We start from the raw sequence: 12,918 nt of genomic DNA, 5'->3' as shown, positions 1-12,918 counted from the left end.
CAAAGCGGGGAAGGGCGCGCGGAACCGGGCGACTTGGTCCTGCGTTGCGCCATGAGGAGGAGTGTCATGGCGAAGAAGGCAAAGAAACAGACCACCCGCGGGCGCAAGCAGGACCGCAGCCGCGTCGCCGGCGGGCAAGACTACGAGGTCCAATACGAGGCCAGGAAAACCGGACGGTCGGCCTCGGCCGTCAAGAAGGCGGTGAGAAAAGTCGGCAACACCAGGAAGAAGGTGGAGAAGAGGCTGGGGCGGTAGTCCGATGTCGCGGCCCGCGTCACATCGGCCATCGCGGCTGCGTCGCTACATCGAGGGATTGGGGCCTTACCAATCCCTCGTGCTGCTTCTCATCCCGGCCAGCATCGTCGAGCCCCTGAAGCTCGCTGCCGTCGCGATTGCGGGCGAAGGGCATTGGATCACCGGCACCGCCGTCATCGTTTGCGCCTACGCGGGCCAGCCTGTTTCTGGTTGAAAGACTGTTCAGGATCGTCCGCCCAAAACTCTTCACGCTGCCGTGGTTCGCTCGCCTCTGGAATTGGCTGCTCTCCTTGCGCGCCAACGCTCTTGGATGGCTCCGCCGCTGAGCCCAAGCCTTTGGTATGCGGGCCGCGCCCCGGAATGACGGGGAGTTCAGGCCTCACCCCCTTCACACCCACCCCGATTCATGCGACCTCCGGCCCCAGCAAAACCCCTCATTTCGAGCCCTCGATGCACATTCTCCTGCTTGGTTCCGGCGGCCGCGAACATGCCCTGGCGTGGAAGATCGCAGCCTCCCCCCTGGTGACCAAACTCTGGTGCGCGCCCGGCAATGCCGGCATCGCGCGCGAGGCGGAATGCGTGGCGCTCGATGTCGCCGACCATGGCGCCGTGATCGGCTTCTGCAAGCAGAACGCGGTCGAGCTCGTGGTGGTCGGCCCGGAGACGCCGCTGGCGGCCGGCATCGTCGACGATCTCACCGCCGCCGGCATCAAGGCGTTCGGGCCGAACAGGATCCCGGCCCAGCTCGAAAGCTCCAAGGGTTTTACCAAGGCGCTGTGCACCGAATTCGGCATTCCGACCGGCGCCTATGAGCGATTCACCAATGCCGATGATGCGCGCGCCTATGTGCAGAGCCAGGGCGCGCCGATCGTCGTGAAGGCCGACGGGCTTGCCGCCGGCAAGGGCGTCGTCGTCGCCAAGACCGTGCGCGAGGCGGAGGACGCCATCGCCATGATGTTCGAGGGCGCCTTTGGCGAGGCCGGCACTGAAGCCGTGATCGAGGAGTTTCTGCCCGGCCGCGAGATCAGCTTCTTTGCGCTGTGCGACGGCGAGACCGCCATTCCGCTGGCCTCCGCGCAGGACCACAAGCGCGTGTTCGACCACGATGTCGGCCCGAACACCGGCGGCATGGGCGCATATTCGCCGACGCCGCTGGTGACGCCGGCGATCCACGATGCGATCATGGCAAAAATCATTCTGCCGACGGTCGCCGGCATGAAGAGCCGCGGCACGCCGTTCCGCGGCATTCTCTATGCCGGGATCATGCTGACGACGCAGGGCCCAAAGCTGTTCGAGTTCAACGTCCGCTTCGGCGATCCCGAGTGCCAGGTGCTGATGCTGCGCATGATGTCGGACATCGTGCCGGCGTTCCTCGCCGCCTGCGACGGCCAGCTGAAGAACTTTGACCTGCGCTGGTATCCGGAGTCTGCATTGACGGTGGTGATGGCAGCAAAAGGCTATCCCGGCGACACCCGGAAGGGCACGCGGATCGAGGGGCTCGATGACGCGGCTCGGGTCGACACCGTCGAGATCTTCCACGCCGGCACGGTTGCGAAGGACGGCGCGATCCTCGCCAATGGCGGCCGCGTGCTCAATGTCTGCGCGCTGGGCGCCACCGTGACCGAGGCGCAGGCGCGCGCCTATCAGGCCGTCGACCGCATCAACTGGCCGGACGGCTTCTGCCGCCGCGACATCGGCTGGCAGGCGGTGGACGCCGAGAAGTCCAGGGGCTGACGAAAATTGTATAAGTAAATCAAAGGCTGCTCTACTGTGCATGGGGTTGTTTTCGACGTTTGAGAGTGGAGCCGATGTCCGATCTCGCCGACCTCTATCCCGGCTTCGCCTCCGAATGGATCAACACCTCGCTCTGTCGCATCTTCGCCCGCGTCGGCGGCAAGGGGCCGCCGCTGTTGCTGCTGCACGGCTTCTCCGAGACCCATGTGATGTGGCACCGCGTCGCGCCGCAGCTCTCGGACAAGTTCACGCTGATCATCGCCGACCTGCCGGGCTATGGCTGGTCCGACATGCCCGAGAGCGATCCGCTGCACATGCCCTACAGCAAGCGCGCCATGGCCAAGGCGATGGTGGAGGCGATGGAGAGCCTCGGCCACGTCCACTTCGCGCTCGCCGGCCACGACCGCGGCGGCCGCGTCTCGTACCGGCTGGCGCTCGACCATCCCGGCCGGCTGTCGAAGCTCGCGGTGCTCGATATCCTGCCGACGTATAATTACTGGGAGCGGATGAACCGCGCCTATGCGCTGAAGATCTATCACTGGACGTTTCTCGCCCAGCCCGCGCCGCTGCCGGAGACGCTGATCTCCGCCAATGGCGAGTTCTTCCTGCGCTTCAAGATGGCGAGCCAGACCAAGTCGAAGACGCTCGAGGCCATCGACCCGCGCGCGCTCGAGCACTACATCGCCCCGTTCCGCGATCCCGCCCGCGTGCATGCGATGTGCGAGGATTATCGCGCCGGGGCCTATTTCGACTACGACCTCGACAAGGCCGACTTCGAGTCCGGCAAGAAGATCACCATTCCGATGCTGGCGCTGTGGGGTGGCGCAGGCATTGCGCAAGCCGCCGCAACCCCGCTCGACACCTGGAAGCAATGGGCGACCAAGGTCGAAGGCCAGCCGGTGGACTCCGGCCACTTCCTCACCGAGGAGAACCCCGACGTCACCGCCAGGGCGCTGCGTGCGTTCTTCGCGGGCGGTTAACGCCGCTCGCGAAAGAACTCCTTGAGCAGCCGCGCCGCCTCGCTCTCGCCGACGCCGGAATAGACATCCGGCGCGTGGTGGCAGGTCGGGGACGCAAAGAATCGCACGCCTGATTCCACCGCGCCGCCCTTGGGATCGGCCGCGCCGTAATAGAGCCGCCGGACCCTTGCAAAGGAGATCGCGCCCGCACACATGGTGCAGGGCTCCAGCGTCACGTAGAGGTCGCAGTCGACCAGGCGCTCGCTGCCGATTTTCCTGGCGGCCTCGCGCAGCGCGATGATCTCGGCATGGGCCGTGGGGTCGTGGTCGGTCAGCGTCCGATTACCGGCGGTGGCGATCACCTCGTCATCGCGGACCACCACGCATCCGATCGGAACTTCGCCCGCTTTTCCGGCATTTTCGGCCGCCAGAAGCGCCAAATCCATGAAAGAGGGGGCTTTCAAGCCTCGTATCATCCGAAGAAACCTGCTAGTAGCTGCGCCTTCAGCAGAAGTGCTTACCGATTTCGCCTGAGCATGCGGCTCTGAATGAGCGCGCACAATGCTTTTTGGCCACCCCCTGAGTGAGATTATTCATGCCTCGCGATAGCGACAAAGACAACGATTCCCGCGGCCGGCGAGGCCCCCCCAAAGGCGGCCGTAGCGGCAAACCGCGCGGTCCCGACAAGAAGTTCGCCAAGCGCGGCTTCGAGGGCAAGGGCGATCGCGACAGCCGGCCGCCGCCCCGTGGTGACCGTGATAGCCGTCCGTTCCGCCGCCGCGAGGAGGGCGATGCCCCCCGCCGCGATTTTTCCGACCGTCCCCGCTTCAAGCGCGACGACCGCGGCGGCGAGGAGCGCAGCTTCAAACCGCGTGGCGACCGACCCTTCTCCGATCGCGGAGCCCGCGATGGCGAGAAGCGCTCCTTCAAGCCGCGTGGGGATCGTCCGTCCTATGGCCGCGACGACCGTCCGCCGCGCAGCCGGGACCGCGACGATTCGCGTCCGGCCGGCCGGTCCGGCGACAAGAAGTTCGGTGACAAGCGGCCCTATGCGCCGCGTGGCGATCGTCCGGAACGCAAGTTCGATGGTGAACGCAAGTTCTCGCGGGGCGGGCCGCGCGAGGATCGTGGCGAGCGCAGCTTCAAGCCGCCTGGAGACCGCCCGAATTTCGATCGCGGTGATCGCGCGCCGCGCGGCGAGCGCCCCGAACGCAAGTTCGACGGCGAGCGGAAATTTTCGCGGGGAGCGCCGGATCGCGGGCCACGCAAGGATTTTGGTGGCCGCGATCGCGGTGCCGACAAACCCTGGCAGAAGCGCGAAGGCGGCGAGGACCGCCCGCGTTTCTCGCGTTCGCGCGACGATCGTCCGTCGGGTGATCGTCCGTTCCGCGACCGTCCCAAATTCGATCGCTCGCGCGAGGATCGTCCCAAATTCGATCGGCCCCGTCGCGATGGTGATGGCGAGCGTGGTGGACGCGGTGGTGACCGCCCGAAATTCGATCGTCCGCGCGAGCGCTCCGAAGGCCGCTCCGACTGGCACGAGCATCCGCGCAGCGAAGGCCGTTTCGGCGATCGTCCGCGCCGCGAAAACGAGGACGACAGCAGGATCTTCGAGAAGCGCCCCGCCTTTGGCGGCCGTGGCGCCTATCGCGAGCGCGATCGTGATTTCGAGGGCCGGCCGCGGCGCGAAGACGCGCCGAAGCCGAAAAAGGCCGGCGAGCGCATCGCCAAGGCGCTGGCGCGCGCGGGCCTTGCCTCGCGCCGCGATGCCGAGGAGATGGTCACGCAGGGCCGCGTCACCGTCAACGGCCGTGTCATCAACTCGCCGGCGCTCGACATCACCAAGAACGACGTCGTTCTGGTCGACGGCAAGCCACTGCCGGAGCGCGAGCGCACGCGGCTGTTTCTTTATCACAAGCCGCGCGGGCTGATGACGACGCATGACGACCCCGAGCGCCGTCCGACCGTGTTCGACAATCTGCCCGAAGGCCTGCCGCGGCTGATCTCGATCGGCCGGCTCGACTTCAACACCGAAGGCTTGCTGCTGCTCACCAATGATGGCGGGCTCGCGCGTACGCTCGAGCTGCCCGACACCGGCTGGCTGCGCCGCTACCGCGTCCGCGCCCATGGCGATGTCACGCAGGCCCAACTCGACCAGCTCAAGGAAGGCATCGAGGTCGAGGGCGTCAAATACGGCCCGATCGAAGCGACGCTGGAGCGCGACCAGGGCGCCAATGTCTGGCTGGTGTTCGCGATCCGCGAAGGCAAGAATCGCGAGGTGCGCAACGTCTGCGCCCATCTCGGGCTCGAGGTGAACCGGCTGATCCGCGTCTCCTACGGACCGTTCCAGCTCGGCGAGGTGCCCGAGGGCCAGGTCGAGGAGATCCGTTCGCGCGTGCTGCGCGAGCAGCTTGGCGACAAGGTGATCGAAAAATCCGGGGCGCAGTTCGACGTGCCGCAGAAATCATCGGCAGGCGAGGGCGATGCGGCGAGCGAGAACAAGCCGTCCAAGCGCGCCGTGATTGCCGACCGCAAGGGCCGCCGCGTGCTGGTGCAGCGTACCGGCAGCGACGAGGCGCGCGAGCGCAACGAGGAAGCGGCCAACGGATACGGCCCGCCGCGCCGTCCCAAGCGCGGCTATCACGGCAAACGCGATCTGACGCCGCGGGACGAATAGCATGCGCGTGGTCGGCGGTCGCTTGAAGGGGCGCAATCTCGCCTCACCGTCCTCGCGCGACATCCGTCCCACCGCGGATCGCCTGCGCGAGTCCGTGTTCAACATTCTCGTGCATGCCTATGACGATCCGATCGTGGATGCGCGCGTGCTCGATCTCTTTGCCGGCACCGGCGCGCTCGGCATCGAGGCGTCCTCTCGCGGCGCGAAGTTCACGCTGTTCGTCGACAATGGCGCCGAGGCGCGGGCGCTGCTGCGCAACAACGTCGAGACGCTGGGTCTCGGCGGCGTCACAAAAGTCTATCGCCGCGACGCGACCGATCTCGGCCCCGCGCATCCCGTCGAGCCGTTCTCCCTGGTGTTCCTCGATCCGCCCTATGGCAAGGGGTTTGCGGAGACGGCGCTGGCCTCCTTGCGTGATGGCGGCTGGTTGACGCCTGGTGCGCTGCTTGTGGTGGAAGAGGCCAAGGCCGCGCAGTTCGCAACGCCGGAAGGGTTCGAGGAATTGGAGCGGCGGGCGTATGACGACACGGAATTCGTATTTTTGAAGCGCAACGCGTAATTCACCTCCGCCCGAACAGCTTCTCCACATCGGCGAGCTTCAGCTCGACATAGGTCGGCCGGCCATGGTTGCACTGGCCGGAATTCGGCGTCTCCTCCATCTCGCGGAGCAGGGCGTTCATCTCTTCCGGCCTCAGCCTGCGGCCGGCGCGCACCGAGCCGTGGCAGGCCATGGTGGCGGCGACGTGCATCAGGCGGCGCTCCAGTGGCAGCGCCTCGTCCCATTCAGCCATGTGCTCGGAAAGATCGCGAAGCAGCCCGCCCGCATTGGTCTTGCCGAGCAGCGACGGCGTCTCGCGCACCGCGACCGCGCCGGGGCCGAAGGATTCGATCGCAAGCCCGAACGACGCAAGCTCCTCGCTACGCTCGAGCAGGCGCTCCACAATGGCTTCGTCCATCTCGACGATCTCGGGGATCAGCAGGATCTGCCGCTGCACGCCGTTTTCGGCCAGCGACGCCTTGAGGCGCTCATAGACGATGCGCTCATGCGCGGCGTGCTGGTCGACGATGATCAGGCCGTCGCGGGTCTGCGACACGATATAGGTTTCGTGGAGCTGCGTGCGCGCGGCGCCAAGCGGGCGGTCGACGAGCTCGCTCACGGCCTGCGTCTCGAACCGCACGTCAGCGCTGGGAGCACCGACGTCGAAGGCGGCTTGCGCGCGCTCGGCGAAAGCGGGCGCGGCCGCTCCGTCGAATGACGGCATCGGCGCAACTGGCGCGGACGGCGAGGCCCGCCAGTCCCAGCCGGCCGGACGCTGTGGCGTGAAGGCGGGCCGGAACGAGGACAAGGCACTCTCGCCACTGTTAGCCGCGGTGCGGCGACCTTCGCGTGCGAGCGCTTCCTTCAAGCCGTGCACGATCAGTGCACGGACGAGACCCGCATTGCGGAAGCGCACCTCGGTCTTGGCCGGATGTACGTTGGCGTCGACCTCGCGCGGGTCGAGCGTGACGAACAGCGCCAGCACCGGATGACGGTCACGCGGCAGGTAGTCGGCATAGGCGGCGCGCACGGCGCCCAGGATCAGCTTGTCGCGCACCGGGCGGCCGTTGACGAAGAGATATTGCCCGAGCGCGTTCGCTTTGGTCAGAGCTGGTGCGGCCGCATAGCCGGCGACGACGATGCCCTCGCGCTCGGCGTGAACCTCGATCGCATGGCTGCGAAACTCCGGGCCGAGGATATCGCCGAGTCGCGTCAGCCGCCCGGCGGCGCCTGGCAGCGCCGCGGCCCAGGTGACCGGTGCGCGCTCCTCGCCGGCGAGCGTGAAGGCGATATCGGGGCGCGCCATCGCCAGCCGCCGCACCACCTCGCGGATCGCTTCGGCCTCGGTGCGGTCGGTCTTCAGAAACTTCAGCCGCGCCGGCGTCGCATAGAAGAGGTCGTTGACCTCGACGCGGGTGCCGTGTGCCAGCGCCGCCGGCATGATCTCCGATTTGTCACCGCCCTCGACTGAGAGCGCCCAGGCATGCGGCTCGCTGGTGTGCCGCGTCGTGATCGACAGCCGTGCCACCGAGCCGATCGAGGGCAGGGCCTCGCCGCGGAACCCGAGCGTACGGATCTGGAGCAAATCCTCGTCGTCGAGCTTGGACGTAGCGTGACGCTCGACCGCGAGCGACAGATCCTTCGCCGTCATGCCGCCGCCGTCGTCGGTGATGCCGATCCGCCGCCGCCCGCCGCCATCGGTGAAGACATCGATCCGGCTTGCGCCGGCATCGATCGCGTTCTCCACGAGTTCCTTGACCACACTCGCGGGCCGTTCGACCACCTCGCCGGCAGCGATGCGGTTGACGACCTGCTCTGGCAATTGGCGGACGGGCATGAAGGAACTCAGTGAGCGTTCAGGTGCCCAATTTAGTCCGGCCGGCGCACAATTGCATGGGGCAAGTCCTGACTGCCCACATGCCATAACGAACCCGGGTCCTAATCGTCGAACTGCCCGCCGCGTCCGGCCTTGACGTCGCTGCGGCGCTTCTTGCCGTCGAGCCGGCGCTGCTTGGAGGCAAAGGTCGGTCGCGTCGCGCGTCGCGGTGTCGGCCGGATCATCGCTTCGGTCAGGATCTCGACGAGCCGGTCGATGGCGTCCTGGCGGTTGCGTTCCTGGGTGCGGAAGCGCTGGGCGTGGATCACGATCACGCCGTCCTTGGTCATGCGCTGGCCGGCGATGCGGGCGAGCCGGATCGTTGCGTCCTCCGGGATGGTCAGCTTGCGCGTGTCGAAGCGCAGCTGGGCCGAGGTCGAGACCTTGTTGACATTTTGCCCGCCCGGGCCGGAGGCGCGGACAAAGCCGATCTCGATATCGTCCTCGTCGATGACGAGATCGCGGGATATCCGCAGCATGATGCCACCATTCGTGATGTCCGGACATATCCCGGAACGTCCACGTTCGGCAATGGTGGATGGTGGAAACGCAAATGGCCGGGCGAGCCCGGCCATTTCAGGAAATATGATGGACGTCAGTTCGACTTCGTCGCCGGTGCCGCCACCGGTTGCGCCGCGGCCTGCGGCGCGCGGCCGACGATGACGGTCAGGAGCCCCTGACCCCACAGTCGCTTGGCGGCGGCCTTGGCGTCGTCCAGCGTCACCGCGTCGACGATGGCGTTGCGCTTCTCGATATAGTCGATCGGCAGCTTGTCCTGTTGATATTGCAGCAGCGCCTGCGCGAGCTTGGAGGAGGTGTCGAGCGCCAGCATCTGCGATCCCTTGAGGTAGGACTTGGCCTCGTCGAGCTCCTGCTGGGTCGGACCCTCGTCGGCGATACGGCGCACTTCCTTCTCGATGGCATCGATAGTGTCGCCGGCGCGGTCGGCGCGCGTGCCGGTGTTGCCGATGAAGACCGCCGAATGTTCCATCCAGAGCAGCGATTCAAACACCGAATAGGCGAGCCCGCGCTTCTCGCGGACCTCATGATAGAGCCGCGAGGACAAACCGCCACCGCCGAGGATGTGATTGACCACGTAGGCCGGCATGAAGTTCGGATCGTTGCGCTTCACGCCGGGGCCGCCGAAGGTGATCACCGTCTGCGGCACGTCGAGCGGTACGAAGGCGCGCTGCGGCGGCTTGGTCGCCTCGATGTCGGGAACCGGCATGAGGCTGGCCTTGGCGGGCAGGGCGCCAAAGGCGTGATCGAGCAGCTTGCCGAGGGTGGCAGGATCGACGTCGCCGACCACCGCGATCTTCAGCGTGTCCCTGGCGAGGATGCGCCCGACATAGTCCTTCATGTCGGCGACCGTGATGGTGGGTACGCTGTCCAGCGTACCGTTGGTCTGCCGGCCGTACGGGTGATCGCCGAAGGCGATCTCGAGGAATTTGCGGCTCGCCAGCGACGACGGGTTGGTGGTCTCGCGGCGCAGTCCCGAGATGACCTGGGAGCGAATGCGCTCGACATCCGCCGCTTCGAAATGCGGCGAGGTCAGCGCCGAGCGCAACAGATCGAAGGCCTCGTCCTTGTTGTCGCGCAGCATGCGCAGGCTGCCGCGGAAGGTGTCGCGGGTGGCGCTGAAGGAGAGCTCGATGGCGCGGCGGTCGAGCCGCTCATGGAAAGTCTTGGAATCGAGATCACCAGAGCCTTCGTCGAGGAGGTCGCCGACTAGGTTGGCGACGCCCGGCTTGTCCTTGGGATCCTGCGCCGAGCCGCCGGCAAAGGAATATTCCATGGCGATCAGCGGCACGGTGGCGTCCTGCACGAACCAGGCCTCGATGCCGCCGGGCGAGAGCAGGTGCTGGATCTTGGCGGCGGCCTGCGACGGCGATACCGAGGCAAGTGCGAGGGCAGCGCCGGTGACGGCGGATAACGCGAAATGGCGTGCGCGAAGGAAAGGATGGGTCACGAACGCTTCTCCTCGCGCTTGGTGGTCGCGGTGTCCTTGATCAGATAGCCCGTTACCGAGCGCTTCTTCTCGAGCCATTTCTGCGCCGCGGCGCGGACCTGCTCGGCGGTGACGGCGCGGATGCGATCGGGCCAGCTCCTGATGTCCTCGATCGAGAGGCCCGTGGTCAGCGCGCCGCCATACCAGCGCGCCAGCACGGCCTGATTGTCCTGGGCGTAGATCGCCTCCGCGATGAGCTGGGTCTTGACCCGCTCGAGATCCTCGGCGCGGATCGGGTTCGCCACGATGTCGGCGATGACGCCGTCGATCACCTGCTCGACATCCGCGAAGCTGACACCGGGTTTCGGCGCAGCCGAGACTGAGAACTGGGTCGGATCGAGCGAGATGCTGGAATAGCCGGCGCTCGCGGAGACCGCGAGCGGCTTGTCGACGACGAGCGCGCGGTAGAGATAGGAATTGCTGCCGCTGCCCATCAATTGCGCGAGCACGTCGAGGGCTGCGCTCTCGCCGGCCGCGGCCGTCGTTGCCGAGGGCACCAGGTAATAGCGTCGCAGGCTGGGCTGTTCGACCCGCGGGTCGGACAGCGTAACGGTGCGCGGTGCGGCCGGCTCCGGCTCCTGCGGGCGGATGCGCTGTGCGGGGATCGCGGGCTGGGCCGCGATCGGGCCGAAATTGCGCTCGACCAGCGGCCGGACATCGGCGGCCTCGACGTCGCCGGCGATCACCAGGATCGCGTTGTTGGGCGCGTAGAAGCGGCGGTAGAAGGCGAGCGCGTCCTCGCGATTGAGCTTCTCGATCTCCTGGTGCCAGCCGATCACCGGACGGCCGTAGGGATGGTTGAGATAGAGCGCGGCCATGATCTGCTCGTTGAGCCGCGCGTCAGGGCTGTTGGCAACCCGCATGTTGTATTCTTCGAGCACGACGTCGCGCTCGGGCAGCACGTTCTCGTCCTTGAGGATGAGGCCGGTCATGCGATCGGCCTCGAACTCCATCATGGTCGGCAATTGCTCGCGCGGCACGCGCTGGTAGTAATTGGTGTAGTCGACTGAGGTCGAGGCGTTCTCGTTGCCACCGACGCGGAGCACGGTCTGGGAGAACTCGCCGACCGGATGCTTCTCGGTGCCCTTGAACATCAGATGTTCGAGGAAATGGGCGAGGCCGGACTTGCCCGGCGTCTCGTCGGCCGAGCCGACCTTGTACCAGATCATCTCGGTGACCACTGGCGTGCGGTGGTCCGGGATCACCACGACCTGAAGGCCGTTGCTAAGCGTGAAGCTCGCGGGCGGAGCCGAGGTTACCGTGGTCTGGGCGAGGGCGGCGCCGGCCGTCAGGACACTCGTCGAAAGCAGCACGGCAAGGAGGCAGGCGGCCGATCGGTAAGAGGACATCATGATCCTTATGAAAGGGCGAGCCCGGATCTCCGGCTCGGAGGCACGGCATCGTACACCGTGCGGCTGAGGCTTCGCGTCACGAAGCAGAGAACTCAACGCGTAGGCAAGTTACTGATAAGCAATTTATGGACCGCGTCCTGCGTACAAGGCGCCGACGCCAGTTCGCGCCGGTCGCGTGTAGCGGCAGGCGAGGGACGCTATTGTTCCCTGTCCTTGCCGGACATGATGTCGAAATAGGTATGACGCGTCTTGTCCTCACCGGCGCCATAGGCATAGCTCGACGAAGGCGTCTGATATCCTGGCGGCGGCTCGGTCAGCGACTGGCGCGGCGGCTCGGTCGTGAATTGCTTGGTCTCGCCTTTGTTGTTCGTCATCATGTTCCACAGGCCGCCGGTAAAACCGAGCTGGGCCGGGCTCAGCGACGGGTTGCCGTTGGTGCCCGGCTGGATCGGATCGTTGTTCGTGCGCTCGGGGGCGGCGGTTTGGCCGGCCTTCATCTCGGCGGGCGTCATCGGCTGGGCGGCCTGCCAGTTCTCCGTCGCCTTGACCGCCTTCTTCCGCTGGGCGATCGCCTCCTTGCGGCGCTTCTCGTCGGGATCCTTCGGCCAGTTCGGCGCGTTCTTGGCTTCCGCGCCGGCGGGCGGCGGCAGGTCGAGCTTGGGCGGCACCACCAGCGGCGACCGCTCGCGGTACTCGATACCTTTCTTCTCCATGCTCTTGGCACCGATGCCGGACATCAGATTGTCGATGATCTTCTCTTCGAAGCTCATGCCGTCATCGTCATCGTCGTCGTCACCGGCGCGGACCGGGCCTGCCGACATGACGAGGCCGATGCCGAGTGCAACGGCGGACAATTTCAGCACCCGCCAAATCCCCTTCCGGGGGTCTAGACCCATTGAAACGCTGGTCTCGGAGCTGCGCATAACTGTACCTGTTCCATATTGTGGCAGATGGCCACGCCATGCGCGGCCGTCCTCGCCAAGCCAGGTTCCACCTCCGGCCCGTATCGGCCGGGATCAGGGCGCTTTTGCGGCGGGTACCCCCAGGAAGGAATCATACAATAGCGCCGCCACCCCGGCAACGATGGCCACGTCGGCCAGGTTGAAGACGTACCAATTAAAGGTATTTCCAGCGATCTCGACATGGAACAGGGCGAAATCGACCACCGCGCCGTAGGCCAGGCGGTCGATGCCGTTGCCGACGGCGCCGCCGATGATCAGCCCCAGCCCGACGGTGGCCAGCCTTGTACGGGACCGGGCCATCCAGATCGCCAGCGCGACCACGGCGATGACTTTCACCGCCATTAGCGCGATCTGCGCCGCCTGGTTGTCGTTCTGGAGCCAGCCGAAGCTGATGCCGATGTTCCAGGCCAGCACCAGGTCGAAGAACGGCGTCACCTTCACCGCGCCGCGATGGGCGAGGTCGAGCACGTTCAGCAGCCAGAGCTTTGAGGCCTGGTCGAGGATGACCGTGACGATGGCCGAGATGAGGCCGGCGCGGACGGGGGTCATGGTCGGGA

The 12,918-nt window shown here is 66.4% G+C and carries 13 protein-coding genes; 6 read left to right on the top strand and 7 right to left on the bottom strand.

Annotated elements, in window-relative coordinates:
* Window positions 1-51 precede the first annotated feature (51 nt).
* From IC761_RS31650 to IC761_RS31635, 4 genes are all read left to right on the top strand, one after another.
* Window positions 52-255 (top strand): DUF3606 domain-containing protein, encoded by a 204-nt coding sequence (locus IC761_RS31650; protein WP_438265156.1) that lies wholly within the window; start codon window positions 52-54, stop codon window positions 253-255.
* Between the two features lie 4 nt (window positions 256-259).
* Complete coding sequence (locus tag IC761_RS36030; RefSeq protein ID WP_246791393.1) at window positions 260-469, top strand: hypothetical protein; 210 nt, start codon at window positions 260-262, stop codon at window positions 467-469.
* 236 nt (window positions 470-705) lie between these two features.
* Window positions 706-1,989: a phosphoribosylamine--glycine ligase gene (purD, locus tag IC761_RS31640; RefSeq protein WP_195800550.1), complete on the top strand. Its 1,284-nt coding sequence runs from the start codon at window positions 706-708 to the stop codon at window positions 1,987-1,989.
* Between the two features lie 74 nt (window positions 1,990-2,063).
* On the top strand, window positions 2,064-2,969 hold the full coding sequence (locus tag IC761_RS31635) for an alpha/beta fold hydrolase (protein WP_195800549.1): 906 nt from the start codon (window positions 2,064-2,066) through the stop codon (window positions 2,967-2,969).
* Here IC761_RS31635 and IC761_RS31630 read toward each other — a convergent pair.
* Window positions 2,966-3,424 (bottom strand): nucleoside deaminase, encoded by a 459-nt coding sequence (locus IC761_RS31630; protein ID WP_195800548.1) that lies wholly within the window; start codon window positions 3,422-3,424, stop codon window positions 2,966-2,968. The genes IC761_RS31635 and IC761_RS31630 overlap by 4 nt on opposite strands.
* A gap of 119 nt (window positions 3,425-3,543) precedes the next feature.
* Between IC761_RS31630 and IC761_RS31625 the strand changes: the two genes are divergently transcribed.
* Window positions 3,544-5,625, top strand: a complete 2,082-nt coding sequence (locus tag IC761_RS31625; protein ID WP_195800547.1) for a pseudouridine synthase — start codon at window positions 3,544-3,546, stop codon at window positions 5,623-5,625.
* A gap of 1 nt (window position 5,626) precedes the next feature.
* The gene (gene rsmD / locus IC761_RS31620; protein WP_195800546.1) at window positions 5,627-6,184 is read left to right on the top strand and encodes a 16S rRNA (guanine(966)-N(2))-methyltransferase RsmD; all 558 of its coding nucleotides are present in this window, start codon (window positions 5,627-5,629) and stop codon (window positions 6,182-6,184) included.
* A gap of 1 nt (window position 6,185) precedes the next feature.
* Here the strand turns inward: rsmD and mutL are convergent, their stop codons facing one another.
* The 6 genes from mutL to lspA form a co-directional block, all read right to left on the bottom strand.
* A complete protein-coding gene (gene mutL, locus IC761_RS31615) occupies window positions 6,186-8,000 on the bottom strand; it encodes a DNA mismatch repair endonuclease MutL (RefSeq protein WP_195800545.1) in 1,815 nt (604 codons plus the stop codon).
* Between the two features lie 101 nt (window positions 8,001-8,101).
* Window positions 8,102-8,518: an alternative ribosome rescue aminoacyl-tRNA hydrolase ArfB gene (gene arfB / locus IC761_RS31610; protein ID WP_195800544.1), complete on the bottom strand. Its 417-nt coding sequence runs from the start codon at window positions 8,516-8,518 to the stop codon at window positions 8,102-8,104.
* A 116-nt stretch (window positions 8,519-8,634) separates the two neighbouring features.
* Window positions 8,635-10,008: a M16 family metallopeptidase gene (locus IC761_RS31605; protein ID WP_195800543.1), complete on the bottom strand. Its 1,374-nt coding sequence runs from the start codon at window positions 10,006-10,008 to the stop codon at window positions 8,635-8,637.
* Entirely contained in the window at window positions 10,005-11,399 is a 1,395-nt protein-coding gene (locus IC761_RS31600; protein WP_438265065.1) for a M16 family metallopeptidase, read from the bottom strand. Before IC761_RS31600 ends, IC761_RS31605 begins: the two co-directional genes overlap by 4 nt.
* 197 nt (window positions 11,400-11,596) lie before the next feature.
* On the bottom strand, window positions 11,597-12,322 hold the full coding sequence (locus IC761_RS31595) for a hypothetical protein (RefSeq protein WP_195800541.1): 726 nt from the start codon (window positions 12,320-12,322) through the stop codon (window positions 11,597-11,599).
* Window positions 12,323-12,415: 93 nt separating this feature from the next.
* Window positions 12,416-12,910, bottom strand: a complete 495-nt coding sequence (gene lspA, locus IC761_RS31590; protein WP_195800540.1) for a signal peptidase II — start codon at window positions 12,908-12,910, stop codon at window positions 12,416-12,418.
* Window positions 12,911-12,918 lie beyond the last annotated feature (8 nt).

It is taken from the genome of Bradyrhizobium commune (assembly GCF_015624505.1).
GTDB lineage: Bacteria > Pseudomonadota > Alphaproteobacteria > Rhizobiales > Xanthobacteraceae > Bradyrhizobium > Bradyrhizobium commune.
This window is presented reverse-complemented; position numbering and strand designations above follow the sequence as displayed.

Bases quoted from the DNA above. Each gene is read 5' to 3' on its own strand.
- IC761_RS31650 (WP_438265156.1), top strand. From the start codon at position 52: ATGAGGAGGAGTGTCATGGCGAAGAAGGCAAAGAAACAGACCACCCGC.
- IC761_RS36030 (WP_246791393.1), top strand. From the start codon at position 260: ATGTCGCGGCCCGCGTCACATCGGCCATCGCGGCTGCGTCGCTACATC.
- purD (WP_195800550.1), top strand. From the start codon at position 706: ATGCACATTCTCCTGCTTGGTTCCGGCGGCCGCGAACATGCCCTGGCG.
- IC761_RS31635 (WP_195800549.1), top strand. From the start codon at position 2,064: ATGTCCGATCTCGCCGACCTCTATCCCGGCTTCGCCTCCGAATGGATC.
- IC761_RS31630 (WP_195800548.1), bottom strand. From the start codon at position 3,424: ATGATACGAGGCTTGAAAGCCCCCTCTTTCATGGATTTGGCGCTTCTG.
- IC761_RS31625 (WP_195800547.1), top strand. From the start codon at position 3,544: ATGCCTCGCGATAGCGACAAAGACAACGATTCCCGCGGCCGGCGAGGC.
- rsmD (WP_195800546.1), top strand. From the start codon at position 5,627: ATGCGCGTGGTCGGCGGTCGCTTGAAGGGGCGCAATCTCGCCTCACCG.
- mutL (WP_195800545.1), bottom strand. From the start codon at position 8,000: ATGCCCGTCCGCCAATTGCCAGAGCAGGTCGTCAACCGCATCGCTGCC.
- arfB (WP_195800544.1), bottom strand. From the start codon at position 8,518: ATGCTGCGGATATCCCGCGATCTCGTCATCGACGAGGACGATATCGAG.
- IC761_RS31600 (WP_438265065.1), bottom strand. From the start codon at position 11,399: ATGATGTCCTCTTACCGATCGGCCGCCTGCCTCCTTGCCGTGCTGCTT.
- IC761_RS31595 (WP_195800541.1), bottom strand. From the start codon at position 12,322: ATGCGCAGCTCCGAGACCAGCGTTTCAATGGGTCTAGACCCCCGGAAG.
- lspA (WP_195800540.1), bottom strand. From the start codon at position 12,910: ATGACCCCCGTCCGCGCCGGCCTCATCTCGGCCATCGTCACGGTCATC.